Below are 13,851 nucleotides of genomic sequence, written 5' to 3' on the forward strand. Positions count from 1 at the left end.
GCTGATGACACCCGACTGCATACGCAGCAAGGCTCGGCGATTCAAGTTCGTGGTCTGAAAATGCCGCTCCCTTGCCGCAGGCGTTACGCCTACGGGATAACAAGAACGATAAGGGGAACCCGCAATGATGCGACATCCACATGTCTGGATGGGCCTCCTGTTGTGGTCGATTTTCAGTCAGGCGCAAGCGGCCTGGACTGTCAATATGGCGCCTGGAGCGACTGAGATCAGTCACGCAGTATTCGATCTGCACATGACCATTTTCTGGATTTGTGTGGTGATCGGCATCATCGTCTTCGGCGCCATGTTCTGGTCGATGATGATCCACCGCCGCTCGACCGGGCAGGTGGCCGCAAAATTTCATGAAAGCACCACCGTTGAAATCCTCTGGACCATCGTCCCCCTGCTTATCCTGGTAGCCATGGCGGTCCCCGCAACCGCCACACTGATCAAGATGTACGACAACACGGAGCCGGATATCGATATCCAGGTCACCGGCTATCAGTGGAAGTGGCATTACAAATACCTGGGTCAGGACGTCGAATTTTTCAGCAACCTGACTACCCCCGCCGATCAGATCCACAACAAGGAAGCCAAGGGCGAGCATTACCTGCTGGAGGTCGACAAGCCACTGGTGCTGCCGATCGGTGCCAAGGTGCGTTTTCTGGTGACCTCCGCCGATGTCATCCACTCCTGGTGGGTGCCGGCCTTCGCAGTCAAGCGCGATGCTATTCCGGGCTTCGTCAATGAATCCTGGACCCGTGTCGAAAAGCCCGGCATCTACCGTGGCCAGTGCGCCGAGCTGTGCGGCAAGGACCACGGCTTCATGCCGATCGTGGTTGAGGTCAAGGAAAAGGCCGACTACGAAAAATGGCTGGGCGAGCGCAAGGCGGAAGCCGCGCAACTCAAAGAGCTGACCAGCAAGGAATGGACCCTCGACGAGCTCAAGGAGCGCGGCGACAAGATCTATCACACCACTTGCGTGGCCTGTCACCAGGCCGAAGGCCAGGGCCTGCCGCCGATGTTCCCGGCACTCAAGGGCTCGAAAATCGCCACCGGGCCGAAAGAGGCTCACCTGAGCCTGGTTTTCCATGGCAAGCCCGGCACCGCGATGGCGGCGTTCGGCAAGCAGCTCTCGGAAGTCGATATCGCGGCGGTCGTGACCTACGAACGTAACGCCTGGGGCAACAACAAAGGCGACATGGTCACCCCTAAAGAAGTGCTGGAGCTGAAACAGGCGGAAAGCAAATGACCCGGTCTATTGCGTACTCAAGGAATCGGTCGGGGCATGACGTCCCGGTTCGCCCAGCCCAGCCGTTTGCAGGAGACAGGACATGACTGTTGTAGTCGATGACCATGTTCATACCGATACCGCCCACGCCCACGGCCCTGCCAAAGGCCTGATGCGTTGGGTGTTGACTACCAACCACAAGGATATCGGCACGCTGTACCTGTGGTTTGCATTCACCATGTTTCTGCTCGGCGGCTCGTTCGCCATGGTGATCCGTGCCGAGCTGTTCCAGCCGGGACTGCAAATCGTCGAACCGGCGTTCTTCAACCAGATGACCACCATGCACGGTCTGGTGATGGTCTTCGGCGCGGTGATGCCGGCCTTCGTCGGCCTCGCCAACTGGATGATCCCGTTGATGATCGGCGCGCCGGACATGGCCCTGCCGCGAATGAACAACTTCAGCTTCTGGCTGTTGCCGGCCGCGTTCCTGCTGCTGGTATCGACCCTGTTCACCCCCGGTGGCGGGCCGAACTTCGGCTGGACCTTCTACGCACCGCTGTCGACCACCTACGCGCCGGAAAGCGTGACGTTCTTCATCTTCGCCATCCACTTGATGGGGATCAGTTCGATCATGGGCGCAATCAACGTGATCGCGACCATCCTCAACCTGCGCGCCCCCGGCATGACGTTGATGAAAATGCCGCTGTTCGTCTGGACCTGGCTGATCACCGCGTTCCTGCTGATCGCGGTGATGCCGGTGCTGGCCGGCTGCGTGACCATGATGCTGATGGACATCCACTTTGGCACCAGTTTCTTCAGTGCCGCCGGTGGCGGTGATCCGGTGCTGTTCCAGCACGTGTTCTGGTTCTTCGGTCACCCCGAGGTGTACATCATGATCCTGCCGGCCTTCGGTGCCGTCAGCTCGATCATTCCGGCGTTCTCGCGCAAGCCGCTGTTTGGCTACACCTCGATGGTCTACGCCACGGCCAGTATTGCGTTCCTGTCATTCATCGTCTGGGCGCACCACATGTTCGTGGTCGGCATTCCGCTGGTGGGCGAGTTGTTCTTCATGTACGCCACGCTGCTGATCGCAGTGCCGACCGGCGTGAAGGTGTTCAACTGGGCCAGCACCATGTGGCAAGGCTCGCTGACCTTCGAAACGCCGATGCTGTTCGCCGTGGCGTTCGTGATTCTGTTCTCCATTGGCGGATTCTCCGGGTTGATGCTGGCCATCGCCCCGGCAGACTTCCAGTACCAGGACACCTACTTCGTGGTCGCGCACTTCCATTACGTGCTGGTGCCGGGGGCGATCTTCGGGATCTTCGCCTCGGCTTACTTCTGGCTGCCGAAATGGACCGGCCACATGTACGACGAAACCCTCGGCAAGCTGCACTTCTGGCTGTCTTTCATCGGCATGAACATGGCGTTCTTCCCGATGCACTTCGTGGGCCTGGCGGGCATGCCGCGGCGGATTCCGGACTACAACCTGCAATTCGCCGACTTCAACATGGTGTCGTCGATCGGCGCGTTCATGTTTGGTGCCACGCAGATCTTCTTCCTGTTCATCGTGATCAAGACCATTCGCGGCGGCGAGCCGGCACCGGCCAAGCCGTGGGATGGTGCCGAAGGCCTGGAATGGAGCATTCCATCGCCCGCGCCGTATCACACCTTCACCACACCGCCGGAAGTGAAATGAACGCACTAGCCTTTGTGGGAGCGAGCTTTTGTGGCGAGGGAGCTTGCTCCCGCTCGGCTGCGAAGCAGACGCAAAACTTTTGGGGCTGCTTCGCGACCCAGCGGGAGCAAGCTCCCTCGCCACAAGGGCCTGCTCCCAGCGGGTTATGCGTAAAGGTTCGAAGCCATGGCTGACTCGATCTCGATGAAGAAGCTGGTCACCCGCCTGTTACTGGTGGTGGCGGCGATGTTTGTCTTCGGCTTTGCCCTGGTGCCGATCTACGACGTGATGTGCAAGGCATTCGGCATCAATGGCAAAACCGCCGGGCAGTATGAAGGCGAGCAAACGGTCGACGCCTCGCGGCAGGTTCGCGTGCAGTTTCTGTCGACCAACGCTGCTGACATGCCCTGGGACTTCTACCCCAAGACGGATGAGCTGACCGCGCACCCCGGGGCGGTGAACGAGATGATTTTTATCGCCCACAACCCCACCGACCGGCCGATGAGCGCCCAGGCGGTGCCGAGTATCGCGCCGAGTGCAGCCGCGGCGTACTTCCACAAGACCGAATGTTTCTGCTTTACCCAGCAAGTGCTGCAGCCCGGTCAACGCATCGAGATGCCAGTACGGTTCATCGTTGACCGCGACATGCCCAAGGATGTGAAGCACCTGACGCTGTCCTACACGCTGTTCGATATCACCGCACGTCATCCGCCCGTTGCTGTTGCAGCAAGCACAGGTGGCTAGGCGTTAAAGCGTGCCCGATAAGGAGAACAATAAATGGCAACTCATGAACATTATTACGTTCCAGCCCAGAGCAAATGGCCGATCATCGCCACGATCGGCATGCTGGTCACGGTGTTCGGCCTGGGCACCTGGTTCAACGACCTGAAGGCTGCGCGGCCAGAATCCCATGGCCCGCTGATCTTTTTCGTCGGCGGACTGCTGCTGGCCTACATGCTGTTCGGCTGGTTCGGGACGGTGGTCAAGGAAAGTCGCGCGGGGTTGTACAGCCCGCAACTCGACCGCTCGTTCCGCTGGGGCATGAGCTGGTTCATTTTCTCGGAGGTGATGTTCTTCCTGGCCTTTTTCGGTGCGCTGTTTTATGTGCGCAACATCGCGGGCCCGGCACTGGGTGGTGAAGGCACCAAAGGCATCGCCCACATGCTGTGGCCGACGTTCGAGTTCACCTGGCCGCTGCTGAACAACCCGGACTCGAAACTCTTTCCTCCCCCCAAGGAAGTCATCAGCCCCTGGGGTCTGCCGCTGCTCAACACCGTACTGCTGGTGAGTTCCAGCGTCACCGTGACCATCGCTCACCACGCCTTGAAGAAAGGCCATCGCGGGGCGCTGAAAATCTGGCTGGCGCTGACCGTGTTGCTCGGTTGCGGCTTCCTGGGCTTTCAAGCCAAAGAATACCTGCACGCCTACCACGAGCTGGGCTTGACCCTGGGTTCCGGTATCTACGGCGCAACGTTCTTCATGCTCACCGGTTTCCACGGTGCCCACGTGACCATCGGCACCATCATTCTGTTCGTGATGCTGATGCGCATCATGCGCGGGCACTTCAATGCAGACCACCATTTCGGCTTCGAGGCGGCGACCTGGTACTGGCACTTTGTGGATGTGGTGTGGATCGGGTTGTTCGTTTTCGTCTACGTACTTTGAGCCTGGCACTCATGACTACCAAGGCACGTGGGACACCAGCTGGCCGCTGAAAAAACCCCAGGCGATCAAGCCGACAGTAATGGCGGCCAGCGCAACACGAATACTCAAGGCGATGACCAGGCGATTCGAGCTGCTGTCGTCCTTGACCAGAAAAAACAGGCCGCTGAACAGGCTGACAACCGTGGCAATCAGCATCAGGACGATGGCTGCTTTGAGCATGGTGACACTCCGGGGGACAGGCGATGCATGTGAGTATAGCTATCGCGATGACCGACTTTCTGGCGACGCCATGAAGCGCTTCCGGCTGGGCCTCGTGCCGACTCTGGTGGTCGCGGTGCTGCTGCCCTTGCTGGTGTCACTCGGCTTCTGGCAGTTGAGCCGGGGCGCGGAGAAAAGCGCGCTGCTGCAAAATTACGCCGAGCGCCGGGCGGCCGAACCGATGGCCAGCACCGAACTGCAACACACCGAAGATCCGGCCTTTCGCCGGGTTCGCCTGCACGGCCAGTTCGATGCCGAACACAGCCTGCTGCTGGATAACCGGCAGCGCGACGGCAAGGTCGGGGTCGAGCTGTTACAACCGTTTCAGGATCAGGCCACCGGGCTCTGGCTGCTGGTCAATCGCGGCTGGCTGCCGTGGCCGGATCGGCGTACCCCGCCGTCATTCACCACACCGACTCAGGTGTTGAGCCTCGACGCCTGGGTCTACGTCTCCCCCGGCGCAACGTTCCAGTTGCACGCCGACCCCAACACCACGACCTGGCCACAACTGATCACCGCCGTTGAACCGGCCAGGTTATGGACGGCGCTTGAACGTGACGGTTTCGCCTACGAATTACGCGCGCAAAGTGGCCCTGCGACCTACCGCACCGATTGGCCGGTGGTGGCCATGGGGCCGGAAAAGCACCTGGCTTACGCCGTGCAGTGGTTCGCCCTGGCGATCGCGCTGTTCGGCCTTTATCTCTATCTCGGATGGCACAACGCAAAGGAGAACAATAATGGGAGTGGCCATGAATCCACCCGGCATGTCTGAGGCGAAAACACCGGTGAATCGGCGGCGCGGACGCTTGCAGTTGCTGCTGATCCTATTGGGGGTGATCGGTCCGATGATCCTCGCCACCGGCATGTACAAATTGCAGTTCTGGGTACCCGAAGGCCGCAGTTATCACGGTGAGCTGATCGGCAACGGCCAGACTCGCGCCGACATTGGCGTACAAGCGCAAGAAGAACGCTGGCAGTTGCTGGTGACGGCGCCCAAGGACTGCTCGGTGGACTGCCAACAGCTGGTTTATCTGGCGCGGCAGATCCAGATCGGCCTCGGTCGCGATGCTGCCCGTGCCAGCCATGCGCTGGCCATCGCGCAGCCGCTGAACAGCGATTACGAGACTAAACTTCAACGCGAGTACCCACAGTTGCAACGCTATTCATTGGACCTGCCGTCCTACATCAAAGGCGCACAGAGCAATGACACGCCGCACCTGTGGATCATCGACCCTCACGGCAATCTGGTGCTGCGTTACGACCCGACGGTGAAGGGCAAGGATCTGCTCAACGACCTGCGCCACCTGCTGAAACTGTCGAACATCGGATAAGGGCATCGTCATGGCCAAACCTGGATTTCGCCTCGCGCTGTTTGCCACCTTGCTGGCACTGATTGTGGTGTTGCTCGGCGCTTACACACGCCTGACCCACGCCGGCCTCGGCTGCCCGGACTGGCCCGGCTGCTACGGTTTTATCAGCGTGCCGCAAAGCGAAGCCCAGCTGGCTCATGCCGAACTGCATTTTCCAGACACCCCGGTGGAAGCCCACAAGGGCTGGAACGAAATGGTCCATCGCTACTTCGCCGGCACGCTGGGGCTGCTGATCGCGGTGCTGGCGGGCCGCGCCTGGGTCCATCGTCATCATCCGGGGCAGCCGGTGAAGTTGCCGCTGTTCTTGCTGGCGTTGGTCATTGGCCAAGCGGCTTTCGGCATGTGGACGGTGACGCTCAAGCTTTGGCCGCAAGTGGTCACCGGACATTTGCTCGGTGGTTTTGCGACCTTGAGCCTGTTGTTTCTGCTGACCTTGCGCCTGTCCGGCGTATTGCCGGCGCTGACCGTGCCTCGACGTTTGCAATACTGGGCAACCGCCGGCTTGCTGTTGGTGATCCTGCAAATTGCTCTCGGTGGCTGGGTCAGCTCCAACTACGCGGCGGTAGCCTGCATCGACTTTCCAACCTGCCACGGCCAATGGCTGCCGCCGGCTGATTTCGCCAACGGTTTTCACCTGACCCAGCACATCGGCCCGAATTATCTGGGCGGGCAGCTGGACAGCGATGCCCGCACCGCGATTCACCTGACTCACCGCATCGGCGCATTACTGGTCACCTTTGTTCTGCTCGGTCTGGCCTGGCAACTGAAGGTCGTCGGCATGACGCGCCTGGCCGTCATGGTGCTGATCGCCCTTGCCGCACAAATCACCCTGGGCATCAGCAACGTGGTGTTTCACTTGCCGCTGCCGGTGGCCGTCGCCCACAACGCCGGCGGTGCGGCGCTGTTGCTGACGATGGTGCTGGTCAATTATCACGCGCGAACCAGCCTGGTTCGGGTCAAGCATCAGCCCCCTCGTCGCTGGCGTCTACGCCTGCGTAAACACTCGGCCGGGCCCATAACAATAAAAGGAGAGATGCCATGGCGACTCTGATCGGCGAACGTCACAGTCAGGCCATCTGGCGAGACTATCTGGAACTGACCAAGCCGAAAGTGGTGGTGTTGATGCTCATCACCTCGCTGGTCGGCATGTTCCTCGCGACCCGCGCCGGGGTGCCATGGACGGTGCTGGTGTTCGGCAATCTGGGAATCGCCCTGTGTGCCGGCGGTGCCGCGGCGGTCAATCATGTGGTGGACCGGCGCATCGACGCGGTCATGGCCCGGACCCACAAACGGCCCCTGGCCGAAGGCCGGGTATCTCCAGCCGCCGCGCTGACCTTCGCCCTGATACTGGCGATGCTCGGCCAGGCCTTGCTACTGACTTTCACCAACCCGTTGACGGCGTGGCTGACCCTCGCCTCCTTGCTCGGTTATGCCGTGGTCTACACCGGTTTCCTGAAACGCGCGACGCCGCAGAACATCGTCATCGGCGGCCTCGCCGGAGCTGCCCCGCCACTGCTCGGCTGGACCGCCGCCACCGGTCATGTCGGCGCCGAACCATTGTTGCTGGTGCTGATCATCTTCGCCTGGACCCCGCCGCACTTCTGGGCGCTGGCGATTCACCGCAAGGAAGAATACGCCAAGGCTGACATTCCGATGCTGCCGGTGACCCATGGCGAGCACTACACCAAAGTCCACATCCTGCTTTATACCTTTGCGTTGCTGGCCGTCAGCCTGATGCCCTACGTGATCCACATGAGCGGCGTGCTCTACCTAATGTGTGCCCTCTTACTGGGCGCAAGGTTTCTGCAATGGGCCGTGGTGCTGTACCGTGGCACTCGACCGCACGCGGCGATCAACACGTTCAAGTACTCTATCTACTACTTGTTCCTGCTGTTTATCGCGCTGCTCGTAGACCACTACTTACTGCTGATCCTATGACCCGAACCCAGAAAACCGTCTTCATCCTCGTTGCCCTGATCGCGCTGATCCTGGGCCTGACCGTCAATAAAGTACTGACCGGGAAAAACCAGGGAGACCCGACGGCGCTGATTGATGCAGGGATCATCCTGCTGCCCCAAAGCCGTAATCTGCCGGACGTGAAGATGACCGATCAGGACGGCAAGCCAGTGGCGGTCAACGAACTGAAAGGCAAGTGGAGTTTGCTGTTCTTCGGCTACACCTTCTGCCCGGACATCTGCCCGACCACCCTCGCCCAGCTGAGGCAGATCAAGAGTGAACTGCCGGCGGATGCGGTGAACAAGTTGCAGGTCATCCTGGTCAGCGTCGACCCGAACCGCGATACGCCCAAGCAACTCAAGCAGTACCTGGGCTACTTCGATCCGCAATTCATCGGGCTGACCGCAGCCTCGGTCGAAGACCTTCAGAAAATGGCCAACGCGGTGAGCATTCCGTTCATTCCGGCGGACACCAGCAAGCCGAACTACACCGTCGACCACAGCGGCAACCTGGCGGTGATCGGACCGGACGGGACTCAACGCGGGTTCATTCGTGCACCGCTGAATAACCAGAAACTGGTGGCGCAGTTGCCGGTGATGCTCAACCGTCAATAAGCACCACAGGTACGGTGTTTCAGGCAAAAAAATGGGGCGCATTCAATGCGCCCCATTTTTTTCGTTAAAGCTTCAGATCAGAACGCCGGCAATACCGCGCCTTTGTACTTCTCGAGAATGAAGGCTTTCACTTCCGGGCTGTGCAGGGCAGCAACCAGTTTCTGCATTGCCGCGCTGTCCTTGTCGTCCGGACGGGCAACGAGGATGTTCACGTACGGCGAGTCGCTGCCTTCGATGACCAGCGCGTCCTTGGACGGATCGAGCTTGGCTTCCAGCGCGTAGTTGGTGTTGATCAGCGCCAGGTCGACCTGAGTCAGCACGCGGGGGATGGTCGCAGCTTCCAGTTCACGGAATTTCAGGTCCTTGGTGTTCTCGGTGATGTCCTTGACGGTCGACAGGATGTTGTTCGAATCCTTCAACTTGATCAGGCCAGCCTTCGCCAGCAGCAACAGCGCACGGCCGCCGTTGGTGGCGTCGTTCGGGATCACCACGTTGGCGCCGCCCGGCAGCTCTTCCAGTTTCTTGTACTTGCTGGAGTAAGCGCCCAGTGGCTCCAGGTGCACACCGGCAACGCTGACGAGGTTAGTGCCCTTGGCCTTGTTGAATTCATCCAGGTACGGTTGGTGCTGGAAGAAGTTGGCGTCCAGACGCTTCTCGGCCACCTGTACGTTTGGCTGGATGTAGTCGGTGAAGACTTTGACTTTCAGGTCCACGCCTTCTTTGGCCAGGGCTGGTTTAACGAACTCGAGGATTTCCGCGTGGGGCACCGGGGTGGCCGCTACGGTCAAGGTGTCGGCAGCGTGGGCGGAAAAGGCTGCAATGGCAGCGAATGCGACGAGTAGTTTTTTCATTCAGCTAACTCCTTGTGAGGCGCCAGTCTTCGGCGCCTGCCAGCGAATGGCCGGCTCATGTCTTAAGTGACGAAAACTGTTTATTTGCGGGAGAAATGAACCACCAGCTTGTCGCCGACGGTTTGCAGCACTTGAACCAGCACCAGCAGCAAGACCACGGTGACCACCATCACGTCGGTCTGGAAACGCTGGTAACCGAAACGGATCGCCAGGTCGCCCAAGCCGCCAGCGCCGACCACACCGGCCATTGCTGTGTAGGACACCAGTGTAATCGCTGTCACCGTAATCGCTGCGAAGATGCCCGGGCGGGCTTCCGGCAGCAAGGCGTTGGTGATGATCTGACGGGTCGTCGCGCCCATGGCCTGGGTCGCTTCGATGATGCCGCGATCCACTTCACGCAGGGCGGTTTCCACCAGTCGCGCGAAGAACGGCGTGGCGCCCACCACCAGCGGTGGGATCGCACCGGCGACACCGAGGGAGGTGCCGGTAATCAATACGGTGAACGGAATCATCACGATCAGCAGAATGATGAACGGCAGCGAACGCAGAATGTTCACCACCAGCGATAGCATCGCGTAGACGCCTTTGGCTTCCAGCAACTGGCGCGGGCTGCACAAGAACAACAGCACGCCCAACGGCAACCCCAGCAGCACGGTGAACAACAGCGAACCGCCAAGCATCAGCAGGGTGTCGCCGGTGGCCAGCCAGATTTCGTACCAGTCGATATTGGAAAAGAAACTCATCAGGACTTCCATCAGCGCAGCACCTCCATATGGACATCAGCTGCGGTGAAGTGAGCAAACGCCGCTTCCATGTCGCCACCGGTGACGGCCAGGGTCAATTGGCCGTAGGGAACCTCTTTGATGCGATCGATACGACCGGCCAGGATGCTGTAGTCCACGCCCGTTTCCCGGGCGACGGTACCCAGCAATGGTGCGTAGGTCGCTTCGCCCTGGAAGGTCAGACGCACGATGCGGCCCGGCACATGAGCGAAGTCGTCGCGCTGTTCGTTCTCGTCGATCTGCTCGTCTTCCTGGACGAAGCGCTTGGTGGTCGGGTGCTTGGGGTGCAGGAACACCTCGGCCACCGAACCTTGCTCGACGATCACACCGGCATCCATCACCGCCACCTGATCGCAGACTCGACGAATCACATCCATCTCGTGGGTGATCAGAACAATGGTCAGCTTCAGCTCGCGATTGATCTCGGCCAGCAGTTGCAGAACCGACGCCGTGGTCTGCGGGTCGAGGGCACTGGTGGCTTCGTCGCACAGCAAAATTTTCGGCTTGGTTGCCAGGGCGCGGGCGATGCCGACACGCTGCTTCTGACCACCGGACAGTTGTGCCGGGTATTTTTTCGCATGGTCGGCCAGGCCAACCCGCGCCAGCAACTGCGCCACACGCTGGTCGATTTCGCTACGCGACAGCTCACCGGCGAGGGTCAGCGGTAGCGCAACGTTGTCGGCCACGGTCTTGGACGCCAGCAAGTTGAAGTGCTGGAAAATCATCCCGACCTGCTGACGGAAACGTCGCAGGCCGTTGGCATCCAGCGCCGTGACTTCTTCACCATCGACGATGATCTTGCCGCCACTGGAGTTTTCCAGGCGATTGATCAGGCGCAGCAGGGTACTTTTTCCCGCACCGGAATGGCCGATCAGGCCAAAGACCTGACCGTTCTCAATCGTCAGACTGGTCGGATGCAGGGCGGGAATATCCTTACCGGCGACGCGGTAAGTTTTGTGGACGTTTTGAAACTCGATCACGTAGCGAACCTTGTGGGGCGCGTTAGAAAAGGATCAGCGGTTAGCCGGGCGCGCATTTTAGCCTGTCCGTATAGAGGTTCTTAGCATTTATTTCGCTTTCAACCAGCGATTTGGCAATAACGCGATCAAAGGTCAGAAAAAAGGAACGGCGCCAGCGCCTCATCAGTCACTCATTAAGCAACTCGAAAAAGCCCGGGCAATGCCAATGAGCCCTGACCACGACGGGAATCGCAACGAGGAGTCTACGTCTGATGAGTACTAAAAAGCCTGCCGCCACCAGCGCACTGGCCGGGACCGATACCCTGGACCGCAGCAACACCAATCCCAAGCTCGACAGCCTGGAACAATTTCGCTCCGATGCCACCGAGCAGGCCCTGCGCACCAACCAGGGCGTGAAGGTCGCGGACAATCAGAACACGTTGAAGGCCGGCGCCCGTGGGCCGTCATTGCTGGAAGACTTCATCATGCGTGAAAAGATCACGCATTTTGACCATGAACGTATTCCTGAGCGCATCGTTCATGCCCGCGGCACTGGCGCCCACGGTTACTTCCAGGCCTACGAGCCCCATTCCGTACTGACCAAGGCCGCATTCCTACAAGATCCACATCAAAAAACTCCGGTTTTTGTGCGCTTCTCCACGGTGCAAGGCCCGCGCGGGTCGGGCGATACCGTGCGCGACGTACGCGGTTTCGCGGTGAAGTTTTTCACCGACGAAGGCAACTTCGACCTCGTGGGTAACAACATGCCGGTGTTCTTCATTCAGGATGCGATCAAGTTTCCTGACTTCGTGCACGCGGTAAAACCCGAGCCCCACAATGAAATTCCTACCGGCGGTTCGGCCCACGACACCTTTTGGGACTTTGTTTCTCTGGTGCCGGAGTCCGCGCACATGGTGATCTGGACCATGTCCGACCGGGCGATCCCCAAAAGCCTGCGCAGCATGCAAGGCTTCGGCGTGCACACGTTCCGCATGATCAACGCCGAGGGCAAATCGCGGTTCGTCAAATTCCATTGGCGCCCCGTCGCCGGCACCTGTTCGCTGGTGTGGGATGAAGCGCAGAAGCTCGCCGGGAAAGACGCCGACTTCCATCGCCGTGATCTCTGGGAGTCCATCGAGACGGGGGACTATCCAGAGTGGGAATTGGGCGTACAGGTCATCGAGGAGGAAAGCGAACATGCCTTCGACTTCGACATCCTTGATCCGACCAAGCTCATCCCCGAGGAAATCGTACCGATCACTCCCCTGGGCAAGATGGTGCTCAACCGCAACCCGGACAACTTCTTCGCCGAGACTGAACAGGTTGCCTTCTGCCCAGGGCATATCGTGCCCGGAATCGATTTTTCGAATGATCCGCTGCTACAAGGCCGGCTGTTTTCCTACACCGATACGCAGATCAGCCGACTTGGCGGACCGAACTTTCACGAGATCCCGATCAACCGCCCACTGGCACCGTTCCATAACGGTCAACGGGATGCGCAGCACCGCACCACCATCGACAAGGGGCGTGCTTCCTACGAGCCGAACTCCATCGACAGTGGCTGGCCGAAGGAGACCCTGCCCGCAGCGCAGGACGGCGGCTTCGAGAGTTACCCGGAGCGCGTCGACGCCGCCAAGATCCGCCAGCGCAGCGAGTCGTTCAGCGACCACTTCTCCCAGGCTCGGCTGTTTTTCCACAGCATGAGCAAGCACGAACAGGAGCACATCATTGCCGCCTACAGCTTTGAGCTGGGCAAGGTCGAACGCGAGTTTATTCGTGTGCGTCAGGTCAATGAGATCCTGGCCAATATCGATCTGGAACTGGCCAAACGCGTGGCGCAGAACCTGGGCTTGCCGGTTCCGAAGGCTGGAACGGTCAAGGTGCGTAACACCTCACTGGATCACTCCCCTGCCCTGAGCCAGGCTAACTTGTTGCCCGAAGACATTAAAACCCGAAAAGTCGCGATCCTGGCGGCCAACGGTGTCGATGGCGCGGCGATTGACGCCATGAAGAAAGCGCTGAAGGCCGAAGGCGCTCACGCCAAACTGCTCGGCCCGACCTCGGCCCCCGTGACCACCGCCAATGGCAAAGCACTGCCGGTGGATGCGTCGATGGAAGGTTTGCCGTCCGTGGCCTTCGACGCGGTGTTCGTGCCGGGTGGCGCGGCGTCGATCAAGGCACTAAGCAGTGATGGTGTGGCGCTGCATTACCTGTTGGAGGCATACAAACACCTGAAGGCGATCGCCTTGCATGGTGAAGCGAAGCAGTTGCTGGAGTTATTGAAACTGGAAGCGGACGCGGGGTTGATCGTGGGTACGGATACCAAGTTGTTCAAGGCGTTTTTTGCCGCGATCGGTCAGCATAGAGTATGGGACAGGGAGCCTAAGGCCAAGGCGATTCCGGCTTAGGGATTTCTATCGACAGGAAGGGCGCCTTCGCGGGCAAGCCTCGCTCCTACGGTTTTGGGTCGTACACATAATGTGTGATCAA

The 13,851-nt window shown here is 59.8% G+C and carries 14 protein-coding genes; 10 read left to right on the forward strand and 4 right to left on the reverse strand.

The annotated features are described in order from the left end of the window. Positions 1-124 precede the first annotated feature (124 nt). The 4 genes from coxB (at position 125) to AC1DQM_RS08685 (ending at position 4,571) form a co-directional block, all read left to right on the forward strand. Positions 125-1,252 (forward strand): cytochrome c oxidase subunit II, encoded by a 1,128-nt coding sequence (gene coxB / locus AC1DQM_RS08670; protein ID WP_026286507.1) that lies wholly within the window; start codon positions 125-127, stop codon positions 1,250-1,252. An 82-nt stretch (positions 1,253-1,334) separates the two neighbouring features. Continuing rightward, the gene (gene ctaD, locus AC1DQM_RS08675; RefSeq protein WP_018927258.1) at positions 1,335-2,927 is read left to right on the forward strand and encodes a cytochrome c oxidase subunit I; all 1,593 of its coding nucleotides are present in this window, start codon (positions 1,335-1,337) and stop codon (positions 2,925-2,927) included. Between the two features lie 165 nt (positions 2,928-3,092). Continuing rightward, positions 3,093-3,650: a cytochrome c oxidase assembly protein gene (locus tag AC1DQM_RS08680; protein WP_018927259.1), complete on the forward strand. Its 558-nt coding sequence runs from the start codon at positions 3,093-3,095 to the stop codon at positions 3,648-3,650. Between the two features lie 33 nt (positions 3,651-3,683). Next, complete coding sequence (locus AC1DQM_RS08685) at positions 3,684-4,571, forward strand: cytochrome c oxidase subunit 3 (RefSeq protein ID WP_018927260.1); 888 nt, start codon at positions 3,684-3,686, stop codon at positions 4,569-4,571. A 15-nt stretch (positions 4,572-4,586) separates the two neighbouring features. Here the strand turns inward: AC1DQM_RS08685 and AC1DQM_RS08690 are convergent, their stop codons facing one another. Next, complete coding sequence (locus tag AC1DQM_RS08690) at positions 4,587-4,790, reverse strand: twin transmembrane helix small protein (RefSeq protein ID WP_018927261.1); 204 nt, start codon at positions 4,788-4,790, stop codon at positions 4,587-4,589. 70 nt (positions 4,791-4,860) lie between these two features. Here AC1DQM_RS08690 and AC1DQM_RS08695 point away from each other — a divergent pair, with 70 nt between their 5' ends. The 5 genes from AC1DQM_RS08695 to AC1DQM_RS08715 are packed head-to-tail and all read left to right on the forward strand — an operon-like array spanning position 4,861 to position 8,769. Further along, a complete protein-coding gene (locus tag AC1DQM_RS08695) occupies positions 4,861-5,601 on the forward strand; it encodes an SURF1 family protein (protein ID WP_064615678.1) in 741 nt (246 codons plus the stop codon). Then, a complete protein-coding gene (locus tag AC1DQM_RS08700; protein ID WP_026286508.1) occupies positions 5,567-6,160 on the forward strand; it encodes a hypothetical protein in 594 nt (197 codons plus the stop codon). Before AC1DQM_RS08695 ends, AC1DQM_RS08700 begins: the two co-directional genes overlap by 35 nt. Before the next feature lie 10 nt (positions 6,161-6,170). Continuing rightward, complete coding sequence (locus AC1DQM_RS08705; protein ID WP_018927264.1) at positions 6,171-7,250, forward strand: COX15/CtaA family protein; 1,080 nt, start codon at positions 6,171-6,173, stop codon at positions 7,248-7,250. Then, complete coding sequence (gene cyoE / locus AC1DQM_RS08710; RefSeq protein WP_018927265.1) at positions 7,238-8,137, forward strand: heme o synthase; 900 nt, start codon at positions 7,238-7,240, stop codon at positions 8,135-8,137. Before AC1DQM_RS08705 ends, cyoE begins: the two co-directional genes overlap by 13 nt. Beyond that, positions 8,134-8,769: an SCO family protein gene (locus tag AC1DQM_RS08715; protein ID WP_018927266.1), complete on the forward strand. Its 636-nt coding sequence runs from the start codon at positions 8,134-8,136 to the stop codon at positions 8,767-8,769. The genes cyoE and AC1DQM_RS08715 overlap by 4 nt, the downstream gene beginning before the upstream one ends. 77 nt (positions 8,770-8,846) lie before the next feature. On the opposite strand, the gene AC1DQM_RS08720 is transcribed toward AC1DQM_RS08715, so the two are convergent. The 3 genes from AC1DQM_RS08720 to AC1DQM_RS08730 form a co-directional block, all read right to left on the reverse strand. Next, positions 8,847-9,620, reverse strand: coding sequence for a MetQ/NlpA family ABC transporter substrate-binding protein (locus AC1DQM_RS08720; protein WP_477746027.1), 774 nt, complete (start codon positions 9,618-9,620; stop codon positions 8,847-8,849). Between the two features lie 80 nt (positions 9,621-9,700). Then, complete coding sequence (locus tag AC1DQM_RS08725) at positions 9,701-10,375, reverse strand: methionine ABC transporter permease (protein WP_018927268.1); 675 nt, start codon at positions 10,373-10,375, stop codon at positions 9,701-9,703. Beyond that, positions 10,375-11,382: a methionine ABC transporter ATP-binding protein gene (locus tag AC1DQM_RS08730; protein WP_007940716.1), complete on the reverse strand. Its 1,008-nt coding sequence runs from the start codon at positions 11,380-11,382 to the stop codon at positions 10,375-10,377. Before AC1DQM_RS08730 ends, AC1DQM_RS08725 begins: the two co-directional genes overlap by 1 nt. A gap of 248 nt (positions 11,383-11,630) precedes the next feature. On the opposite strand from AC1DQM_RS08730, the gene katE reads away from it, so the two are divergent. Beyond that, positions 11,631-13,769 (forward strand): catalase HPII, encoded by a 2,139-nt coding sequence (gene katE, locus AC1DQM_RS08735; RefSeq protein ID WP_477746237.1) that lies wholly within the window; start codon positions 11,631-11,633, stop codon positions 13,767-13,769. Positions 13,770-13,851 lie beyond the last annotated feature (82 nt).

It is taken from the genome of Pseudomonas sp. 01L34 (assembly GCF_056400265.1).